At 70.9% G+C, this 20,524-nt stretch carries 18 protein-coding genes; 5 read left to right on the forward strand and 13 right to left on the reverse strand.

What is annotated here, in order from left to right; all coding sequences use genetic code 11:
• Nucleotides 1-66 precede the first annotated feature (66 nt).
• The 4 genes from ACFVT1_RS13795 to ACFVT1_RS13810 are packed head-to-tail and all read right to left on the reverse strand — an operon-like array spanning nt 67 to nt 4,039.
• A complete protein-coding gene (locus ACFVT1_RS13795; protein WP_389794857.1) occupies nt 67-1,233 on the reverse strand; it encodes a thiolase domain-containing protein in 1,167 nt (388 codons plus the stop codon).
• Nucleotides 1,226-2,278, reverse strand: coding sequence for a thiolase domain-containing protein (locus ACFVT1_RS13800; RefSeq protein ID WP_389794859.1), 1,053 nt, complete (start codon nt 2,276-2,278; stop codon nt 1,226-1,228). The genes ACFVT1_RS13795 and ACFVT1_RS13800 overlap by 8 nt, the downstream gene beginning before the upstream one ends.
• On the reverse strand, nt 2,279-3,223 hold the full coding sequence (locus tag ACFVT1_RS13805; RefSeq protein ID WP_389794860.1) for a Zn-ribbon domain-containing OB-fold protein: 945 nt from the start codon (nt 3,221-3,223) through the stop codon (nt 2,279-2,281).
• A gap of 15 nt (nt 3,224-3,238) precedes the next feature.
• Nucleotides 3,239-4,039: a crotonase/enoyl-CoA hydratase family protein gene (locus ACFVT1_RS13810; protein ID WP_389794862.1), complete on the reverse strand. Its 801-nt coding sequence runs from the start codon at nt 4,037-4,039 to the stop codon at nt 3,239-3,241.
• 167 nt (nt 4,040-4,206) lie between these two features.
• Between ACFVT1_RS13810 and ACFVT1_RS13815 the strand changes: the two genes are divergently transcribed.
• The 3 genes from ACFVT1_RS13815 (at nt 4,207) to ACFVT1_RS13825 (ending at nt 8,347) form a co-directional block, all read left to right on the forward strand.
• Nucleotides 4,207-5,835 (forward strand): acyl-CoA synthetase, encoded by a 1,629-nt coding sequence (locus ACFVT1_RS13815; protein WP_389794863.1) that lies wholly within the window; start codon nt 4,207-4,209, stop codon nt 5,833-5,835.
• 323 nt (nt 5,836-6,158) lie between these two features.
• A complete protein-coding gene (locus ACFVT1_RS13820) occupies nt 6,159-7,226 on the forward strand; it encodes a nitrous oxide reductase family maturation protein NosD (RefSeq protein ID WP_389794865.1) in 1,068 nt (355 codons plus the stop codon).
• Between the two features lie 35 nt (nt 7,227-7,261).
• Complete coding sequence (locus ACFVT1_RS13825) at nt 7,262-8,347, forward strand: methyltransferase (protein ID WP_389794867.1); 1,086 nt, start codon at nt 7,262-7,264, stop codon at nt 8,345-8,347.
• Nucleotides 8,348-8,423: 76 nt separating this feature from the next.
• Here ACFVT1_RS13825 and ACFVT1_RS13830 read toward each other — a convergent pair whose 3' ends face one another.
• The 7 genes from ACFVT1_RS13830 to ACFVT1_RS13860 form a co-directional block, all read right to left on the reverse strand.
• A complete protein-coding gene (locus tag ACFVT1_RS13830; protein WP_389794869.1) occupies nt 8,424-8,756 on the reverse strand; it encodes a TcmI family type II polyketide cyclase in 333 nt (110 codons plus the stop codon).
• Between the two features lie 76 nt (nt 8,757-8,832).
• A complete protein-coding gene (locus tag ACFVT1_RS13835) occupies nt 8,833-9,312 on the reverse strand; it encodes an SRPBCC family protein (protein ID WP_389794871.1) in 480 nt (159 codons plus the stop codon).
• A 1-nt stretch (nt 9,313) separates the two neighbouring features.
• Nucleotides 9,314-9,571, reverse strand: coding sequence for an acyl carrier protein (locus tag ACFVT1_RS13840; RefSeq protein WP_362198871.1), 258 nt, complete (start codon nt 9,569-9,571; stop codon nt 9,314-9,316).
• Nucleotides 9,572-9,586: 15 nt separating this feature from the next.
• Nucleotides 9,587-10,837 (reverse strand): ketosynthase chain-length factor, encoded by a 1,251-nt coding sequence (locus tag ACFVT1_RS13845; protein WP_389794873.1) that lies wholly within the window; start codon nt 10,835-10,837, stop codon nt 9,587-9,589.
• On the reverse strand, nt 10,834-12,102 hold the full coding sequence (locus ACFVT1_RS13850) for a beta-ketoacyl-[acyl-carrier-protein] synthase family protein (RefSeq protein WP_389794874.1): 1,269 nt from the start codon (nt 12,100-12,102) through the stop codon (nt 10,834-10,836). Before ACFVT1_RS13850 ends, ACFVT1_RS13845 begins: the two co-directional genes overlap by 4 nt.
• Entirely contained in the window at nt 12,099-12,551 is a 453-nt protein-coding gene (locus ACFVT1_RS13855) for a cupin domain-containing protein (RefSeq protein WP_389794876.1), read from the reverse strand. The genes ACFVT1_RS13850 and ACFVT1_RS13855 overlap by 4 nt, the downstream gene beginning before the upstream one ends.
• 76 nt (nt 12,552-12,627) lie before the next feature.
• The gene (locus tag ACFVT1_RS13860; RefSeq protein ID WP_389794878.1) at nt 12,628-13,749 is read right to left on the reverse strand and encodes a SchA/CurD-like domain-containing protein; all 1,122 of its coding nucleotides are present in this window, start codon (nt 13,747-13,749) and stop codon (nt 12,628-12,630) included.
• Between the two features lie 266 nt (nt 13,750-14,015).
• Between ACFVT1_RS13860 and ACFVT1_RS13865 the strand changes: the two genes are divergently transcribed.
• Nucleotides 14,016-15,644: an FAD-dependent oxidoreductase gene (locus ACFVT1_RS13865; RefSeq protein WP_389795464.1), complete on the forward strand. Its 1,629-nt coding sequence runs from the start codon at nt 14,016-14,018 to the stop codon at nt 15,642-15,644.
• A gap of 26 nt (nt 15,645-15,670) precedes the next feature.
• Here ACFVT1_RS13865 and ACFVT1_RS13870 read toward each other — a convergent pair whose 3' ends face one another.
• Nucleotides 15,671-17,203, reverse strand: coding sequence for an alpha/beta fold hydrolase (locus ACFVT1_RS13870; RefSeq protein WP_389794880.1), 1,533 nt, complete (start codon nt 17,201-17,203; stop codon nt 15,671-15,673).
• A gap of 189 nt (nt 17,204-17,392) precedes the next feature.
• Here ACFVT1_RS13870 and paaK point away from each other — a divergent pair, with 189 nt between their 5' ends.
• A complete protein-coding gene (gene paaK, locus ACFVT1_RS13875; RefSeq protein ID WP_389794881.1) occupies nt 17,393-18,682 on the forward strand; it encodes a phenylacetate--CoA ligase PaaK in 1,290 nt (429 codons plus the stop codon).
• Nucleotides 18,683-18,922: 240 nt separating this feature from the next.
• Here the strand turns inward: paaK and ACFVT1_RS13880 are convergent, their stop codons facing one another.
• Nucleotides 18,923-20,422, reverse strand: a complete 1,500-nt coding sequence (locus tag ACFVT1_RS13880; protein WP_389794882.1) for an acyl-CoA synthetase — start codon at nt 20,420-20,422, stop codon at nt 18,923-18,925.
• Between the last annotated feature and the right edge of the window lie 102 nt (nt 20,423-20,524).

Below are 20,524 nucleotides of genomic sequence, written 5' to 3' on the forward strand. Positions count from 1 at the left end.
CAGCCACCGCGAGCGGCCCGGGACAGGCCGCGTGGCGGGCTTCCTCCGGTCCGGGACCGCCCGTGGTCAGCCGGTGGGGGGTTCGGCTCCGACCAGCCACATGGCGAAGAACTGCGCCCCGCCGCCGTAGGCGTGGCCGAGCGCCTTTCGCGCCCCCGCCACCTGGTGCTCGCCCGCCTGTCCCCGTACCTGAAGCGCGGCTTCGGCGAAGCGGATCATGCCGGAGGCGCCGATGGGGTTGGTGGAGAGCACCCCGCCCGAGGGATTCACGGGCAGGTCGCCGTCGAGTTCGGTGACGCCGGATTCGGTGAGTTTCCAGCCCTCGCCCTCCTCGGCAAAGCCGAGGTTCTCCAGCCACATGGGCTCGTACCAGGAGAACGGCACATACATCTCGACGGCGTCGATCTCCCGACGCGGGTCGCTGATCCCCGCCTGCCGGTACACGTCGGCGGCGCAGTCCTTGCCCGCCCTCGGCGAGACGAAGTCCTTTCCGGCGAAGAGGGTCGGTTCGCTGCGCATCGCGCCGCCGTGCACCCAGGCGGGCGGGTGCGGCGCGCGGTCCGCTCCGGCACGGTCGGTGAGGATCATCGCGCAGGCCCCGTCGGAGGACGGGCAGGTCTCCGAGTAGCGGATCGGGTCCCAGAGCATCGGTGCGGACTGGACCTTCTCCAGGGTGATGTCGGGGTCCTGGATGTGCGCGTACGGGTTCTTGAGCGCGTTGCGCCGGTCCTTGTAGGCGACGAGTGAGCCGATCGTGCCGGGTGCCCCGGTGCGGCGCATGTAGGCCCGGACGTGCGGGGCGAAGAAGCCGCCCGCTCCGGCCAGCAGCGGTTGCTGGAACGGGATGGGCAGCGAGAGGCCCCACATGGCGTTGGACTCGGACTGCTTCTCGAAGGCGAGCGTGAGAACGGTGCGGTGCACCCGCGCGGAGACCAGATTGGCGGCGACGAGTGCGGTGGAGCCGCCGACCGAGCCCGCGGTGTGCACCCGGAGCATCGGCTTGCCGACCGCGCCGAGAGCGTCGGCGAGATAGAGCTCCGGCATCATCAGGCCCTCGAAGAAGTCCGGTGCCTTGCCGATGACGACGGCGTCGATGTCCGCCCAGGTCAGCCCGGCGTCCTCCAGCGCGCGGACGGCGGCCTCGCGGACGAGTCCGGCGAGGGAGACGTCCCGGCGGGCGGAGACGTGCTTCGTCTGGCCGACGCCGACGACGGCCACGGGCTCCTCAGGCATGAGCGCTCTCCCCTTCGAGTACGGCGACCAGGTTCTGTTGCAGGCAGGGACCGGAGGTGGCGTGGGCGAGCGCCCGGTCGGACTCGCCTCGGTGGATGCGGGCCGCGGCCTCGCCGAGGCGGATCAGCCCGGCGGCCATGACCGGGTTGGCGGCGAGCGCACCGCCGGACGGGTTGACGGTGACGTCGGCGCCGAGCCGGAGCGCCTTGCGCAGCACCACCTCCTGGGAGGTGAACGGGGCGTGCAACTCCGCGGTGTCCACGGGACGTTCGAAGGCGCCGGCACGGGTCGCGGCCAGCCGGGTGGACGGTGACTCGGTCAGCTCGCGGACGCCGAGGGCGTGAGCCTCGATGCGGTGGTCGATCCCGCGGATCCATGCGGGGCGGGCGCACAGGGCCCGTGCGGTTTCACCGGCGGCGAGGACCACGGCTGCGGCGCCGTCGCCGACCGGCGGGCAGTCGCCGGTGCGCAGCGGCTGCACGACGTACTCACCGGCCGGGACCGGGCCGGTGAGCTGGGCATGCGGGTTGTCCGCGGCGGCGGTGCGGCTGCGGGTGGCGATCGCGGCGAGGGCGGCCTCGTCGGTGTCGCCCGCGTCGATCAGCGCCTGCGCCTGGAGCGCGGCGAGGGCGACGGAGTCCGGCCAGAGCGGGCCGACGTAGTACGGGTCGAGCTGCCGGGTGAGGACGTCACGCACCTCACCGGGCGAGGACTTTCCGTAGGCGTAGACGAGCGCGGTGTCGGCCTGGCCCGTCTGGATCTTCACCCAGGCCTCGTACAGTGCCCAGGCGCCGTCCATCTCCACATGGGACTCGGATATCGGCGGGTACGCGCCGACACCGTCGAGCGCCATCGTGAAGGAGAAGGCGCGGCCCGCGAGGTAGTCGCTGGAGCCGGAGCAGGTGAAGCCGATGTCGCTCGCCCGGAGACCGGTCGCGTCGAGGACCCGGTGGAGGACGGGCATCAGCATCTCGACTTCGGAGAGTTCGTCGGTGCGCCTCAGGTGGTCGGTCTGCGCGAAGGCGACGATCGCCACGTCTCGCATCTACAGCAACTCCTTGTACGCGTCGTAGTCGGCGTCCGGCTCGCCGGTCGGCCGGTAGTGATCGGGGTGGCGTCCGCCCTCCGTCCAGACGGGTTCGACCCGCAGGCCCATGCGCACCTGGTCGTACGGGATGCCGCCGATCCGCGCGTGCAGGGCGAGGCCGGCGCCGTCGAGGGCGATGTGCGCGTAGACGTAGGGCACTTCGATGTCGAGGTTCTTGGCCTTGATGTTGACGATGCAGTACGTGGTCACGGTGCCGCGCGGGCCGACCTCCACCTGCTCCGCGGTGGCGACCCCGCAGGTGGGGCAGGCGCCGCGGGGCGGCACGTACACCTTGGCGCAGGACGGGCAGCGCTCCCCGACGACGCGCTGCTCGGAGAGTGCGGCGAGGTACGCGCCCTGGGCGCGGCCGGGGGTGTACCGGTAGTCGAGGCGGGCGGGGGTGACGATGCCGGTGACGGGGTCGCCGCACTCGCAGCCGTGCGGGGCGGACCGGCCGGTCTCGCCGCCGTCGGACGGTTCGAAACAGGCGATGTCCGTGATGGCGCCGGTCCGCTCGGGGGCCCAGCGGATCCGTACCCGCAGGCCGGTGCGGACGGCTTCCGGTCCGGGCGCGTCCAGAGCGTGCAGCAGGGCGGTGTCGGCCCCGTCGAGCCGGACGAGGACCCATGCGAAGGGGGTGCCGAGGGGCTGGCCGCGGCGCGGGGCGGGGTTCCATGCCCAGGTGGTGACCGTGCCGGTGGCGGCGACCTCGGTCAGTTCGCGGATCTCTTCGGCGGTGACGGGGTCGTACTCGACGGGTGGGACGAGGATGCTTCCCCCGGCGGTCCGGACGCCCAGCACGGTGCGTGCGCGCAGTCCGGTGAGGAAGGCGCTCTGGACCGGGCCGAGGGAGCGGGTGAAGGGGAATTCGAGCACCAGCGGTGCGCTGAGGATGTCGGGCACGGTTGCCTCCTTGGCTCAGGCGCGCCGGTAGACGGGCGGGCGCTTCTCGGCGAAGGCGCGGGCGCCTTCCTTGGCGTCGTCGGTGGCGAAGACCGGCCAGCCGCGCTTCAGTTCGGCGGCGAGGCCCTCGGTCTCGGTCAGCTCGGCGCTCTCGTACACGGATGCCTTGACGGCCTCGACGGCGAGCGGTCCGCAGGCGTTGATCCGCTCGGCGACTTCGAGGGCCTGTGCCAGTGCGGTGCCGTCGGGGACGACCCGGCCGATCAGCCCGATGCCGGCCGCCTCCTCGGCGCTGTAGGGACGCCCGGTGAGGAGCATTTCGAGCGCGTGAGTGCGGGCGATCTGGCGCGGCAGCCGCACCGTCGACCCTCCGATGGGGAAGAGGCCGCGGGCGACCTCGAAGAGCCCGAAGGTGGCGCTCGCCCCGGCGATGCGGATGTCGGTGCCCTGCAGGATCTCGGTGCCGCCCGCCACGCAGTGGCCCTCGACGGCGGCGATGACCGGTTTGCGGGGGCGGTGGTGGCGCAGCATCGCCTTCCAGTGCAGATCGGGATCGGCGGTCATCCGGTCGCGGTACCGCTCGCCCTCCATCCCCTTGCCGGCCAGGGCTTTGAGGTCCATGCCGGCGCAGAAGCAGCCGCCCGCGCCGGTGAGGACGACGGAGCGGACCGCATCGTCCTCGTCCGCCGCCAGCCAGCCGTCGTACAGCCCGACCAGCATCGGCAGCGAGAGAGCGTTCTTCGCCTCCGGCCTGTTCAAGGTGAGCACCAGCGTGGCGCCCTCGCGCCGCACGGTGAGGTGTTCCGTACCACCCATTGCCTGCCTCCCGTCTCAAGACCTAGAACAGGTTGCAGTAGGCGGGGGTCCAGTTCAATAGTTTTCTGACAGGTAGTCAGATTTCTTCGGCGGCCCCTCTTCCCACTTATGCCTCCCGGCGCTCTAATGACCGCCGAGCCAGTCAGCATCCGGGGTCAGGAGGAACGGTGGAGTACAACCTTGCCGACCTGTTCGAGTCGGTCGTCGACGCGGTCCCGGAACGCGAGGCGCTCGTCTACCTCGACCACCCCGGTACGGGTGCGGAGCGCCGGCTGACGTACGCGGAGCTGGACGCGGCCGCCAACCGCGTCGCCCACCATCTGATCGAGGCGGGCATCGCCCCCGGCGAGCACCTGGGGCTGCACCTCTACAACGGGGTCGAGTACCTCCAGACGGTACTGGCCTGCCTCAAGGCCCGCATCGTCCCCGTCAATGTCAACTACCGCTACGTGGAGGAGGAGTTGGCCTACCTCTACCGGGATGCGGATCTGGCGGCGCTGGTCTTCGACGCCGAGTTCGACGAGCGGGTCTCGGCCGCCGCACCGAAGGCGCCGACGCTCCGCCACCTGGTCCGGGTCGGGGCGTCGGCGGCGGGTGCCCCCGGTCCGGACGCCGTGGCGTTCACGGACGCCGAAGCCGCCGGGAGCCCGGAGCGCGGCTTTCCCCCGCGTTCGGCCGACGACCAGTTCATCATCTACACCGGCGGCACCACCGGAATGCCCAAGGGCGTGATGTGGCGTCAGGAGGACCTCTTCTTCTCCGGCCTCGGCGGCGGTGCGCCGACCGGTGAGCCCGTGAAGTCACCGCAGGAGCTGGCCGAGCGGGTGGCCGCCGGCGGTGACGGGATCACCTTCTTCCCCGCTCCCCCGCTGATGCACGGCACGTCGACGCTCACGGCGTTCATCGGGTTCAACTTCGGGCAACGGGTGGTGGTCCACCGCAAGTTCGTACCCCAGGAGGTGCTCCGCACGATCGAGAAGGAGAAGGTCACCAGCGTGTCCCTGGTGGGCGACGCGATGCTGCGGCCGCTGGTCGACGCGCTGAGGGGACCGCTGAAGGGCACCGACTGCTCGTCGATGTTCTCCATCTCCAGCTCGGGCGCCATCATGTCGGACTCGGTGCGTGCGGAGTTCCAGGAACTGGTGCCGACGGTGATGCTGCTGAACAACTTCGGCTCGTCGGAGTCCGGATTCAACGGCACGGCGACGGCCGACTCCGGACCGGAGAAGGGCTTCCGACTGCGGGTCAACTCCCGTACCGCGGTGGTCGATCCGGTGACCCACGACCCGGTGGCTCCGGGCGAGCCGGGGCGGATCGCGCAGCGCGGCCATGTGCCGCTCGGGTACTACAACGACCCGCACAAGACGGCGGAGACGTTCTTCCACAGGGACGGTGAGCGCTGGGTCCTGCTCGGCGACATGGCGACCGTCGACGCGGACGGCATCGTCACGGTCCTCGGCCGGGGCTCGCAGTGCATCAACACCGGGGGCGAGAAGGTCTATCCGGAGGAGGTCGAGCAGGCGCTGAAGGCCCACCCGGATGTGTACGACGCGCTGGTCGCCGGGGTGCCCGACGAACGGTGGGGGAACCATGTCGCGGCGGTGGTGCAGCTGCGCGAAGGTGCGGTCGCGCCCTCGCTGGACGACGTCCAGGCGCACTGCCGGACGCGCCTGGCCGGCTACAAGATCCCCCGCAGGCTGGTGATCGCCGGGCAGATCCGGCGTTCGCCGAGCGGCAAGGCCGACTACCGATGGGCCCGCTCGGTCGTCGCGCCCCGGCGCGGGCCCGAGGACTGAGACCGGGCCCCCGGCACCGGGGGCCGGGAGCCGGTGCCGGGGGCCGGGAGCCGGTGTCGGGGACCGGGAGCCGGTGTCGGGGACCGGTTCCGGGGGCCGGTGAGACACCCGAATGGCGGCGGGCCGGCTTCCCCGAGGAACACCCGAACGGCGGCCTGAGCGGTACACCCGCGGCAGTGCCGTTCCGGATCACCCGGGTGCGACATTGCACGTCCACCCCCGGCCCCGGATGGCTCACCCCGGCGTAAGCCATTCGGGCACGCCGGGTACCCGTCCGCTCACCTTATGTGGCAATGGGGGGAAATCGCCCATAGCTTCGGCTCATGAGGAAACGACACATCAAGAGTCTTGTCCCGGTCGCGGTCGTCTCCGCCGCTGGACTCGGCGCGGCGATCCCCGCCGCATCAGCCACGAGCGCCCATGTGGTGCGGCCCGGCCAGTCGATCCAGAAGGCGGTGGACGCCGCTCGGCCCGGTGACACCGTCGTCGTCATGCCCGGCACGTACCGGGAGACCGTCCTGATCACCAAACCGAACCTCACCCTGCGCGGCTTCGGAGACCGGACCGTCGTCCGGCCGGCGGCGAAGGCCCCGCGGTCCCCCGACGCCTGTGCGAAGACCGGCAGCGGAGTCTGCGTCCTGGGCCGGGCCGGCCGGACCGTCGACGGCGTGAGCATCGACTCGCTGACCGTCTCCGGATTCAAGAAGAACGGCGTCTGGGCCTCCTGGACCGACCGGCTGTCCGTGCGGCGGGTGACCGCCGAACACAACGGCGTCTGGGGCATCGCCCAGGAGCGCTCGACCCGCGGCGCGTTCATGGGCAACACCGCCCGCGCCAACGGCGACGCGGGCATCTTCGTCGCGAACAGCGTCGACCAGGAGGGCGGCGCCACCGACACCCGGGGCACGGAGCTCCAGGACAACACGCTGTCGGACAACCGGATCGGCTTCACGGCCAGGCGCGTCAGGAACCTCTCCATCCACGACAACACCTTCACCGCCAACTGCAGCGGTGTGTTCGTCGTGGGCGACGAGGGCAGGCCGCAGGCCGGAGCCATGACGATCCGGTCCAACCAGATCACCGACAACAACAAGTTCTGTGCCAAGACCGAACGCCTGCCCGCCATCCAGGGCTCCGGCATCGTGCTCACCGGCGCCGCGGACACCCAGGTCCGCGCGAACACCATCAGCAACAACGTGGGCGCCACGCCGCTCTCCGGCGGCGTCGTGCTGTTCAAGAGCTTCGTGGGCACGAAGAACACCGGCCACACCATCAGCGGCAATGTCGTGCTCGGCAACAAGCCGGCCGACCTGGCCAATGGGGACACCGGCAAGGGCAACACCTTCGTCGGCAACGTCTGCACGAAGTCCACACCGGCCGGGATGTGCTGATCGGCGCACCCCCGCACGAGGAGAAGCGAAACAGCATGACCACTGTGAGTCCCACCCCCGCCACCACCCCATCGACGCCCGTCCACGCCGCCGTCCCCCACCCCGTCACGCCCCCTCAGCCGGCCATGCGACTGCGCGAGATCGTCTTCGGGGCGGCCCGCGCGGCCGCCGTGCGCGCGGCGGCCCGGCTGGGCGTCGCCGACGCGCTGGGCGAGACGCCCGCGACCGCAGAGGAACTCGCGGCGCTGGTGAAGACCGAGCCGGTGCCCCTGCGCCGGCTGCTGCGCGCGCTGTCCTGCTACGGGATCTTCACCGAGACCCCGGACGGGGACTTCGCCCACACCGAGATGTCCCGCCTGCTGCGCGAGGACGACCCGAACAGCCTGCGCAACATCTCCCTGTGGTGCACCGAGCCCTGGACCTGGGACGTCTGGCCGCGCCTCGACGAGGCGGTGCGCACCGGCAAGAGCGTCTTCGCGGACGTGCACGGCAAGGGGTTCTTCGACTACCTCCACCAGGACGCCCACGAGTCGGCCCAGATCTTCAACCGGGCCATGACCACCTCCAGCATGCAGTCCGCGCTGGAGGTCGCCGAACTCCTCGACCTCACCGGGGTGTCCGCGGTCGCCGACATCGGCGGCGGCCAGGGGCACGTACTGGCCAGTCTGCTCGAGAAGCACCCGTCGGTCCGCGGCACCCTGATGGACCTGCCCGGCGTGGTGGCGCGCGCCGACGCCCGGCTGCGGGACGAGGGGCCGCTCGTCGACCGGACCCATATCGTGGCCGGGGACTGCCGCGAGGCCATCCCCGTCGAGGCCGATCTCTACATCATCAAGAACATCCTGGAGTGGGACGACGACAGCACGCGCAGGACCTTGCGCAATGTCGTCGCCGCGGCCCGCCCGGGAGCCAGGGTCGTCGTCATCGAGAACCTCGTCGACGACAGCCCCTCGATGCGGTTCACCACCGCGATGGACCTGCTGCTGCTCCTCAATGTCGGCGGCGCGAAGCACACGCGGGAGAGCCTGGTCGGCCGGATCTCGGACGCCGGGCTGCTGATCGGCAAGGTCGTACCGGTCAACGCCTACCTCCACGCCTTCGAATGCGTGGTCCCGGACTGACTCCACTCCCCCGGGAGCGACGACGGAGACCGCCCCGGGTCCGGCCGACTGGCCGGACCCGGGGCGGTCTCCCGTCTCAAGCGGTGGCGCCGCGTTCCCACCGGTAGAACTCGTGGGCCATGGCGTCCTTGGGGCCGCGCCAGGTCTTCGGGTCGTACGCGCTCACATACGCGGTGAGCTTGTCGCTGATGTCCTTGAACTCCGGGTGCTCCGTCACCTTGGCGATCTCGGGGCCCGGCGGGCGCTCCGATTCGATCAGGTGCAGGTAGACGTCGCCGAACTGGAACAGCTTGCGCCTGGTGACGCCGACGAGGTGCGGCAGTTCGGTGCTGTCGGAGGCCGCGAACAGGTCGGCGATGTCCGGCGCCGAACCGGGCGCCATCCGGGCGACGATCAGAGCGTGGTGCATCGTGGGATGCCTTTCTGGTTCCCGGCCCGGCACCCGGCCGGACGGCGGGGTGCCGGGCCGCGGGGCGGTCGGCGGGTCAGCGGGCCGAAGCCGAGGCGGTACGGCGCTCCCGGTCGCGCTGTTCGATCTTGTCCCGGATGAGCTCCATCTGGACCTTGGAATTGCGGTTGATGTTGTCGGTCATCCACGCGTCGTCGACGGGCGCGTCGGGGCGCATCGCGAACTCCTGGGTCCAGCGCATCTTCGTACCGCCGGGCGCCTCCGAGTACTCCCAGTGGATGTTCATGTGCTGGAACGGGCCCGGCTCGACCCGGCGGGCGCGGACCGTACGGCCGACGCGGTCGACGGTCCGCTCGGAGACCCAGCTCCATACCTTGTCGTTCTCGTCGGGGTGCATGGTCAGGCGGAACTTCGTCCTGTCGCCGTCCCGTTCGATGACCTCGACCGCGGCGTACTCGCTGAACAGCCGCGGCCAGTTCTCCAGATCGTTCGTCACGTCCCAGACGAGATCAAGGGGGGCGGCGATGGTGATCTCGTTCTCGGTGCGTCCAGGCACGTCAGGCTCCTTGCATGAGGGTGTTGTTGACGAGGTCCAGGAATTCCTGGGGGGTCTTGCAGCGGTCGGCGTCGGTCGGCAGCGCCCTGCCGTGCCGGTTCTCCAGCACGCCCACGATGCCGAGCAGGCCCAGCGAGTCGAGGCCGAACTCGTCGAAGGCGGATCCGGGGCGCTTCTCCATTTCGTGCGGGTCCACGGTGAGCCCGGCGCCCTTCTTCATCAGGACGGCGAGTTCCGCGTAGGTCAGTCGATCGGTCATGAGGACTTCTCCTTCTCACATGTGGGTGTCGGTGGAGCGCCGCAGCACCATCGCCGCGTTCGAGCCCATGAGCCCGCGGCTGAGCACCAGTGCCGTCCGCAGGTCGGCGGGGCGGGCACTGCCGGTGACGACGTCGAGGTCGTGGCACACCTCGAAGACGTTCGGCGTCGGCGGTATCAGCGCGTTCTCCATGGAGAGCACGGCGGCGGCCGCGTCCAGCACGGGTGCCCCGCAGTAGGCGCGCCCGATGCCTGTCTTGGGCGCCGTCACCGGTACCTGCCGGCCGTGCGCACCGAGTGCGTCCGCGATCGCGAGCGCCTCGGCACGGTCGGCCGCCGGCACGCCGAGGGCGTCCGCGAAGACGACGTCGATCTCGTCCGGAGCGCAATCGGCCTCGCGCAGGGCGCCGATGATCGCCTGGGCGAGTCCCTCCCGGGACTCCTCCCACCGCGACGCTCCGGTGAACGTGGCGGCGTGCCCGGCGACTTCGGCCCGGACATGGGCCCCGCGCCGGCGGGCCGACTGCTCCTCCTCGACCACCAGCATGGCGCCGCCCTCGGCCGGCACGAAGCCGCAGGCGTCCGAGGTGAACGGCCGGTAGGCGCGGGCGGGGTCGTCGCGGGTGCTCAGGTCCCCGTACCCGAGCTGGCAGACCACCGAGTAGGGGGCCAGCGGGGCCTCGGCCGCACCGACCACCACCGCTTCGGTTCCGCTACGGATCGACCGGGCGGCATGCGCCAGCGCGTCCAGGCCGCCGGCCTCGTCGCTGGCCACGACCGCGCACGGCCCCTTGAAACCACCGCGGATCGAGATCTGGCCGGTGCTGGCGGCGTAGAACCAGGCGATGGACTGGTACGGACCCACATAGGTGGATCCCTGCCCCCACAGCCGTTGGAGTTCACGCTGGCCGAATTCACCGCCGCCGGACCCGGCCGCGGTCACCACGCCGACGTCGAACGGTGAGTTCTCGTAGTCGGCCCGGCCGAGCCGGGCGTCGTCCAGTGCGATGTCCGCGGCGGCCATCGCGAAATGTGTGAACCGGTCGGTCTGGACGATGAAGCGTTCTTCGATCAGCTCGACCGCCTCGAAGCCCCGCACCTCGCCCGCGACCCGCAGCGGAAGGTGCTCACACCCCTCGCGGGTGATCCGGTCGAGGACGCTGACGCCTTCGTGCGTCCTCTTCCAGAAGGCCTCCGTATTGGTTCCGTTGGGAGCGACGACACCGATGCCGGTGACGACGGCGCGCCGGGCTCTACGGGTTCTCATGGTGTCCTCCCACCTGTTCGTGTCAGGGCCACCGCGGACTGGAAGCCGCCGAATCCACTGCCGACCGAGAGGACGCTGCGCAGCTTCAGGGGGCGAGCGGTCCGCGGCACGTAGTCGAGGTCGCACTCCGGGTCCGGGCTCTCGTAGTTCGCCGTCGGCGGCACCGTCTGATGGACCAGGGCGAGTACGCAGGCCGCGATCTCTATGGCCCCGATCGCCCCCAGCGAGTGGCCGATCATGGACTTGATGGAACTCATCGGTACGTTGTAGGCGTGCGCGCCCAGCGCCCGTTTCACGGCGGCCGTCTCGTGCCGGTCGTTCTGCTTGGTGCCCGAGCCGTGCGCGTTGACGTAGTCGATCTGCGCACCGTCCATCCGGGCGTGGTCGAGGGCCCGGTTGATCGCCTCGGCCATCTCCAGTCCTTCGGAGGTCAGCCCGGTCATGTGGTACGCGTTGCCGAAGGTCGCGTAGCCCGCGATCTCGCAGTAGACGGTCGCGCCGCGGGCGCGGGCGTGCTCCAGCTCCTCCAGGACGAGCACCGCTCCGCCCTCGCCCATGACGAAGCCGTCGCGGCGGGAGTCGAACGGCCGGGAGGCGTGCTCCGGGTCGTCGTTGTTCGCCGAGGTGGCCTTGATCGCGTCGAAGCACGCCACCGTGATCGGGGTGATCGGCGAGTCGGAGGCCCCGGCGATGCAGACGTCGACGCGGCCCTCCTCGATGGACTGGAAGGCGTACCCGATCGCGTCCAGGCCGGAGGTGCAGCCCGTGGAGACGGTCTGCACCGGGCCGTGCGCGCCTACCTGTTCGGCCACGGCCGAGGCGAGGGAGCTGGGTGAGAAGGCCCGCTCCAGATGCGGGCCGGCCGGCCGGTGGTCGACGTCCCAGCGGGCGCCGCTGCCGCTGACGGCGACGTAGTCGTGCTCCAGTCGGGTGGTGCCGCCGACCGCGGTGCCCAGCGACACCCCCATGCGCCAGGGGTCCGCCTTCCCCGGGTCGAGGCCCGCGTCCGCGAGGGCCTCCCTGGCGGCCACCAGCGCGAACTGGACGTACCGGTCCGACCTGGCCACCTGGTCCGCGTCCAGTCCGTGTGCCGCCGGGTCGAAGTCGCACTCGGCGGCGATACGGGAGCGGAAGCCGGCCGGGTCGAAGAGGGTGATGCCCCGGGTCGCTGTGCGGCCGTTCGCGAGGAGGTCCCAGAAGGCCGGTGCGCCGATGCCGCCAGGGGCGACGACACCGACGCCGGTGACCCCCACGCGGCGGGTCATGAGACGGCCTCGGTTCGTTCCGGCGGCGCGACGCGTCCGGCGGGCTGCGTGTGCTCGGCGGACTCCGTGTGCTCGGTGTCGACGTGGCCGAGTTCCGGGCGCGGGGCGAGCGGACCGAGGTGGAAGACCATGCGTGCCTCGACGTCGCCGACGTTCCGGAACCGGTGGCGTACATGGGGAGGGATCAGCAGGCCCTGGTCGGGCTGCATCCGGTGCGTTTCACCATCCAGATCCACCTCCAGGAGGCCGTTCACCACGTACACGAACTCCTCGGAGTAGGGGTGGTAGTGCTCGCCGATGCGGTCGCCGGGCTGAACGATGGCCAGCCCCATGAAACCGCTGGTGGCTCCCACCGCTGTGGGCGTGAGCATGGCGCGAAGGTCGCCTCCGCGCCTGCGGTTGGGCTGCGTCTCGCTGAGGTCCACGATGCGTGGCCGGTGCATGGTCATGACTGGTTTCCTCCTGGCGCGTTGCGCGTTGTATTGACGGGTTGAGCGAGAACCCCCCAGGGTGCGGGTGCGCGGTTCAGGACTCCGTGGACCGCCGATCGGTGATCAGGGTCATCTCGGACTGCGCGAGGAACTGCGCGATCCCCCGGTCGTCCGTGGGCACGGCGTTCGCGCCGCTGTCGAGGAGGCGTCCGAGCCTGGCCACCTTGCCGGGGCCGTCGATGCCGACCGCCTGAGTCGCCTGGGCGCCGATGGGTTCGACCGCTTCGAGGAGGCGGACGACGACGTCGTCGCGCTGGAAGATGGTGCTGCTGTCGATGATGCTCGCGGGATCGTCGGCCGCCTCCTCGTCGTGGCCGGCGAGCAGCCGGGCGAGTGCCATGCCGCACCCCTCCTTGGCCTGGTAGAAGAGCGCGTGGCGGCGGATGTCCTCGGCCTTGTGCCGGCCCGCGGTCACGTGGTGGACGGTGGGGAGCGCCGCTCGGGTGAAGAACATCCGGGCGGAGTCCGGGTCGCTGAGGTCCCGGTCCTGCTCCAGGTAGGGGTTGATGGCCTCTTCGACGGCCCTGACCTCGGGCTGCCGGGCGACGTGGCGCAGGGCCGCGAGGAGGTCGCCCTCGACCTCGACCGCCCGCACGACGCGGTTGCCGTGCATGAAGAGCGAGGTGCGGCGCAAACGGGTGTCTTCGTCGACACGGGCCTTCGGTGAGTCGTAGTCGGCCAGGATCTTCGCCACGATGTCCTCGGTCCCGGGCTTGACCGTGAAGGTCAGCGCGTGGCGCACCACTCCGTCGCCGAGACGGGGTGACGTCTGGAGCCTGCCCTTGGCCGCCTCGACCGCCGACTCGAAGGCCTTGCCGGTCTCCCGCAGGACGCTGAACCGGAGCGAACGGGTGTCGCGCACGCAGTTGTGCAGCGGCTGCACCGTCGCGACGTGCTCCTCGCTGTTCACCCAGGCGAGGAACGGAGGTGCGCTCTCCCATTCGCTCGTGATCAGCCACTGCGAGGGGTTCTCGATGGACTGGCACAGCTGGTCGCTGATGTGCCCGGGAACGGATGCCACCTGATTGCGCAGGTGCTCATACGCCTCCAGGAACTCCTTCTGGGCACCGTCGTACAGGTCCAGCAGCAGGACGACCCGCAGCCTGGAGCCGTCGAAGGCGGACTGGGAGATCCGTTCCGAGAGGGTGGTGGTCATCTTTCGGTCTCCTTCGAGACGGTGTCGTGGACAGGCCGGATGGCATGCCGTCAACCGTCGGTTGGCGAGTGGTTCGGAGCGGGGACTCTTCCGGCGGGTGCGAGCGGTCCGCCCCCGTTACCGCGGGCATCGTCTCCGTGACCGATCGTGAAACGCTGGTCCGGGCGGCGCGAGATTTATGAACCGTTCAGGTGAGCGGCCGTCCGAACCTCTCCGACAAGGGCATGGAACAAGGCAACAGAACAGCGTCCGAGCTGGAGCAACTGATGAACGAGAACGTCGACATTCGCGTACCGGTCCTCATCGTGGGCGGCTCCTTGGTGGGCCTGTCCACCTCACTTTTCCTCGGCCGGCTCGGCATCGAGCACCTGCTGGTCGAGAAGCACCGTTCCACCTCGACGCATCCGCGCGGGCGCGGCAACAACGTGCGCACGATGGAGGTCTTCCGCACGGCGGGTGCCGAGCCGGGCATCCGGGAGGCGGCTTCGGTACTCGCCGACAATCACGGCATCCTGCAAGCCGGCTCCCTCACGGGGGAGGACCAGGAGTGGCTGTTCAAAGAGATCGATCCGGGTGGCGGGCTCGCCCGTTTCAGCCCGACCGGCTGGTGCCTGTGCAGCCAGAACGACCTGGAACCCGTACTGGTGAAGCTGGCCCGCGAGCAGGGCGGTGACCTGCGGTTCTCCACCGAGATGCAGAGCTTCGACCAGGACCGGTCAGGGGTGGAGGCGACGCTCAAGAACCGCGAGACCGGAGAGCACATCGGTGTGCGCGCGGACTACCTCGTCGCGGCCGACGGGCCGCGCAGCCCCATCCGCGAGCAGCTGCGCATCGACCGGACGGGGCCCGGTGACCTCTTCCACAACGTGAGCATCACCTTCCGTTCCCATCAGCTCGCCGATGTGCTGGGCGACCGGCGCTTCATCGTCTGCTATCTGACCAACCCCGCAGCGGACGGTGCCCTGTTGCCGGTGGACAACAAGAAGGAGTGGGTGTTCCACGCACCGTGGCAGCCCCAACTCGGCGAAACCCTGGAGGACTTCACCGACGAGCGGTGCGCGGAGCATATCCGCGCGGCGGTCGGCGCTCCGCACATCGACGTCGAGATCACCGGCAAGGCCCCGTGGCACGCCGCGGAGCGGGTCGCGCAACGGTACTCGTCCGGCAGGGTCTTCCTCGCCGGGGACTCGGCCCACGAGATGTCCCCCACCGGGGCGTTCGGTTCCAACACCGGCATTCAGGACGCGCACAACCTGGCCTGGAAGCTCGCCGCCGTGCTGCGGGGCGAGGCGGGTCCGGGGCTGCTGGACACCTATGGGGAGGAGCGGCTGCCGGTGGCGCAGGCGACGAGTGCGCGGGCTTCGGCGCGTTCCAGCGAGCACAGCCACCCGGGATACGCCGCGGCGCCGGGTGCGGGCCGCGGGAAGCGGGGCGGCATGCTCACCGTGGCCCTGGGCTACCGCTATGTCCGCGGCGCCGTGCTGGGCACCGACCCGGAGCAGCCGGTGGTGCCGGAGGGAATGCAGCTGAGCGGTCAACCAGGCAGCAGGGCACCGCATCTGTGGGTCCGTCAGTCCGGTGATCGCAAGTCCACCCTGGATCTCTACGAGCGTACCTTCGTACTGCTCACGGACGGTGAGGACGTGGTGTGGCGGCAGGCGGCGGCACAGGTTGCCGGCCGGCTGTCGGTACGGCTCCCGGCGTACGGCATCGGCCCGGGGGCCGATCTGGAGCCGGAGGACGGGGCCGACTGGGCCGAGCTCCACGGCACGACACCCGAAGGGGCCGTCCTGGTGCGACCCGACGGATTCGTGGCCTGGCGGTCGACGGGGTCCGTGGCCGATGCGGAGGCCACTCTTCAGGAGGTCCTGACCTCGCTGCTGCATCGGTCCTGACCTCGCCGCCGACGTCCGAGGGGTGTTCAAACCAGGCCGAAAGCCCGTAGTTCCGCGAGGAATTCGTCCGGTCGCTCGGTGTGCACGAGGTGTCCGGCGTCGATGGTGACGAAGCGGCCACGGGGTATCCGTTCCGCCATCCGGGCAAGCCCCTGCTGGGCGATCCGGCTGGCGGGACCGCCGCCGATGACGAGGGTCGGGGCCGTGATCGAACCGATCCTCCCCCACCACTCCGGGTCCGGTTCGTTCAGCTGGGCGTCGGTGGACGGCACCACCGGCCAGTCGAAGTCCAGCTCCTCGTCGGGGCGTTCCACGGGGCCGCGCGGCGAATCGAGCGGAAACGGCGGCGGGGGCTCCTCCAGGACGAGCCGGCCGATCAGTCCGGGTTCGCGCTCGGCGAGCAGACAGGCGGCAGCGGCACCCATGGAGTGTCCGACCACAGTGGCGCCGGCCAGATTGCGGGCCTCCAGAAAGGCATGCAGATCGTCCCGGAACAGCTCGAAGGAGTAGCGGCCGGGCCAGTCGCTGAGGCCGTGCCCGCGGAAGTCGAACGCGTACACCCGGTGCGCGTCGGCGAGGTGTTCGGCGATCCGTCTCCAGGTCCTGCTGTCGCCGCAGCGGCCGTGGACGAGCACGACGGGCGGCGCGGACGGATCGCCCCACTCCCGGTGTGCGAGCCGGATGCCGCCGGCCTGCACGCTGAGCACGTCCGGGTCGAGGAAGGCCTCGACCGTCCGGACGAAGGCGCCCGGGTCGTCGAGCCACGGGTGGTGCGCGGCGCCGCGCACCACGGCGAACTCGGCGTTCGGAAAGAGCGCGGCCAGTTCGGCGACCCGGTCGGGGGCCGGTCCTCCGTCGTACTCCCCCGCGAGGACGAGGACCGGCGCGGTCACAGCCCTCAGCACGGCGGCGGTGGGGGCGGTGGGGGTGGGGTCGAACGCGCCGTCCCGGCAGTGGACCCGCGCCGCTTCGGAGTCCGTCTGCCCGGATGCGGTGGCGGCGTGGGGGCGGGCGAGGGCGTCCCGGCTCCCGAGGGTGAACGGCTCGGCGGCGGAGGGGACTTCAGCTGCGTCGCGCCCCGGCCGGATGGCTTCCGGGGCGCCCCGTCCGGCCCCGCACCACGGTTCGTCGCGGCGCGGTTCACCGGCGTCGCGCCGGTCCTGGTCGGTGGCCTCGGCGCCGACGGCCCGGATGCCGGGTGCGACGAGCACGAGCGAACGCAGCCGCTGCGGGTGGCGGACCGCGTACAGCGCGGCCAGATCGGTGGACGCGGAGTGGGCGAGCAGGTCGACACGCTCCTGGCCGAGGTGCTCGCGCAGCGCCTCGACGTCGTCCACCAGCCGGTCGCGGCGGTACGTCCACGGGTCGCCCGGCACCGCGGACTCCCCGGTGCCGCGCAGATCGAGGACCACGAGCTGCCGGCGGGCAGAGAGGCCGCCGAGATCACCGAGGTACCCGCCGGCCCGCATCGGCCCGCCGGGCAGACAGATCAGCGGTACGCCCTCCCCGAGGAGGCGGTAGGTGAGTTCGGTCCCGTCGTATGCATGGAAGATCGGCATGCAGGTCATCCGAACAGGGCGGGCCCGGCGGCGCAGCGCTGTTCGGTGTGGGCGTATCCGCGCGATGCGGGACGCTCGCGAGGGTGTGGTGTGCGTCACCCCTCTTGCCAGGAGGCGGAACATCCTGAATTACTGCTACCGAAAGATCGACCGAATGATCGGTCGCCTGCTCGTAAGAGGGAGATCCGGATGGCGGCTCTGCTGGACGCGGCGGAACAACTGGGCCGGGACGAGCTGGAGGCACTCCAGCTGAAGCGGTTGCGGACCACGTTGCGCCACGCGTACGAGAACGTCGGCCACTACCGGGCCGCGTTCGACAACGCCGGGGTGCACCCGGACGACTGCCGTACGCTCGCCGATCTCGCCCGCTTCCCTTTCACGGTCAAGGCGGACCTGCGGGACAACTACCCCTTCGGCATGTTCGCCGTCCCCGAGGAGCGTGTGCGCAGGATCCACGCGTCCAGCGGGACGACGGGCCGTCCGACCGTCGTCGGCTACACCGAGCAGGACCTCGACACCTGGGCGGACGTCGTCGCCCGCTCGATCCGGGCGGCCGGCGGCCGTCCCGGCCAGAAGGTCCATGTGGCGTACGGATACGGGCTGTTCACCGGCGGACTCGGCGCGCACTACGGAGCGGAACGGCTCGGCTGCACGGTCATTCCCGCCTCCGGCGGCATGACGTCCCGTCAGGTCCAGCTGATCCAGGACTTCCGGCCCGAGATCATCATGGTCACTCCGTCGTACATGCTGACGCTCCTCGACGAGTTCGAGCGGCAGGGCGTCGATCCGCGGACGACCTCCCTGAAGGTCGGGATATTCGGTGCCGAGCCCTGGACGGAGGAGATGCGGCGCGAGATCGAGGAGCGGTTCGCGATCGACGCGGTCGACATCTACGGCCTGTCGGAGGTGATGGGGCCCGGTGTCGCACAGGAGTGCGTGGAGACCAAGGACGGGCTGCACATCTGGGAGGACCACTTCTATCCCGAGGTCGTCGACCCGTTCACCGGTGAGGTGGTGCCGGACGGCGAGGAGGGCGAACTGGTCTTCACCTCGCTCACCAAGGAGGCCATGCCGGTGATCCGCTACCGGACGAGGGACCTGACCCGGCTGCTGCCGGGCACGGCCCGGGTGTTCCGGCGGATGCAGAAGGTGACCGGGCGCAGCGACGATCTGGTGATCCTGCGCGGGGTGAATCTCTTCCCGACCCAGATCGAGGAGATCGTGCTGCGCACACCGGGGGTGGCACCGCACTTCCAGCTGCGGCTGACCCGCGAGGGCCGCCTCGACGCGCTGACGGTGCGGGCGGAGGCCCGCGCGGGGGCCACGCCGGAGCAGCGGATGGCCGCCGCGGAGTCGATCACGGCGGCCGTCAAGGACGGGATCGGGGTGTCGGTCGGGGTAGAGATCGTCGACCCCGAGACGCTGGAGAGGTCCCTGGGCAAGTTCAAGCGGATCGTGGACGAGCGCGGCGGCCGGTAGCCTCCCCGCCCGGCTCGTGCCGGGCGGGGCCCGTTCGCTCCGGTCGGGCGCCTGCGCGGGGCCCGGACCGCCGGTCCCCCAAGGGCTGTCCGTAGTCCCTGGCGGGCGCGCGACGACAGCTGCGGCACCTTGCCGCGTTGTCGGAACGCCCGAATACATCCAGTAGTCGGGCGTCCCTCCGCCGTGCGATGCACCGCATCCGACGCCGCACGCCGATCCACCAGGGACTACGGACAGCCCTTACGCGAACCGTTCGCGCAGCTCCCGCTTGAGGATCTTTCCGCTCGCGTTGCGGGGCAGTTCGTCCACGAAGAGGACCTGCTTCGGGGCCTTGAAGTGTGCGAGCCGCTCGCGGGCGTGGTCGATGAGCTCGGCCTGCGTCGCCTCGCCGCGCAGGACGACCACGGCGGTGACCGCCTCGATCCAGCGGTCGTCGGGCAGGCCGACGACCGCGGCCTCGGCGACGGCGGGATGGGTGTAGAGGGCGTCCTCGACCTGCCGGGAGGCGACGAGGACGCCGCCGGAGTTGATGACGTCCTTCACCCGGTCGACGACGGTGAAGAATCCCTCCGTGTCGCGCACGGCGAGATCCCCGGAGTGGAACCAGCCGTCGCGGAAGGCCTCCGCGGTCTCCTCGGGCTTGTTCCAGTAGCCCTCGCACAACTGGGGCGAGCGGTAGACCACTTCACCGGCCGTGCCGTCGGGAAGCTCCGCGCCGTCCTCGTCGACGACCCGGGCCTCGACGAAGAGGACGGGCCTGCCGCAGGAGTCCATCCGGCCCTCGTGCTCGTCCGGTCCGAGCACGGTGGCGAGCGGGCCGATCTCGCTCTGCCCGAAGCAGTTGTAGAAGGCGAGCGCGGGCAGCCGCTCCCGGAGCCGTTCCAGTACGGGCACGGGCATGATCGACGCGCCGTAGTACGCCTTGCGCAGCCCGCCGAGTTCGCGGGTGGCGAGGCCGGGGTGCCGGGAGGTGCCGACCCAGACGGTCGGCGGGGCGAAGAGGCTGTCGGCCTGCCCCGCCTCGACGAGTTCGAAGATCCGGTTCGCATCGGGTGCGTCCAGGACGATGTTCTGTGCGCCGACCGCGAGGCAGGGCAGCAGGAACACGTGCATCTGCGCGGAGTGGTAGAGCGGCAGTGAGTGGACCGGCCGGTCGGTGGCCCGCAGATCGAGCGCCGTGATCGCGCTGACGTACTCGTGGACGAGCGCGCCGTGGGTCATCATCGCGCCCTTGGGGAGTGCGGTGGTGCCCGAGGTGTAGAGCAGCTGGACGAGGTCTCCGGCCTCTGGTTCGCGCTCCGGGGTGAAGGGGCGGGGCGTGGCGGTGGCGTCGAGGAGGGAGTCCGGTGCGTCGCGCAGCGGGCGTACGGAGAACGCGGCCGGAATACGGCCGGCGAGGTCCGGGTCGGTGAGGACGAGGCTGCTGCCGGACTGTTCGAGGATGTAGGCGAGATCGTCGCCGGTGAGGTTCTGGTTGACCGGCACGTGGACCAGGGCCGCGCGGGCGCAGGCGAGGAAGCCGATCAGATACGCGTCGGAGTTGTGCGCGTAGCAGGCGACCCGGTCGCCGGGGCGCAGCCCGTGCTCGCCCGTGAGGAACGCCGCCGCGGTACTGACGGCCGCGTCGAGTTCCGCGTACGTCCAGGACCTCTCCGCGTACCGCAGGGCGGTGCGCTCGGGGGTGCGCCGGGCGCTTCGGGCCACGACACCGTCGACTGTGCTGCTCCGTACACCTGTCATGGCGTGATCCTGTGCGGCCGGAACCCGGTGGTCAAGGGGCCGGGTCCCGGTCGTGATGCCGGCAGGGGTGCGGGGTGCCGGCGGGGTGCGGGGGCCGGGGGT

Source organism: Streptomyces sp. NPDC057963 (assembly GCF_042887155.1).
Lineage (GTDB): Bacteria > Actinomycetota > Actinomycetes > Streptomycetales > Streptomycetaceae > Streptomyces.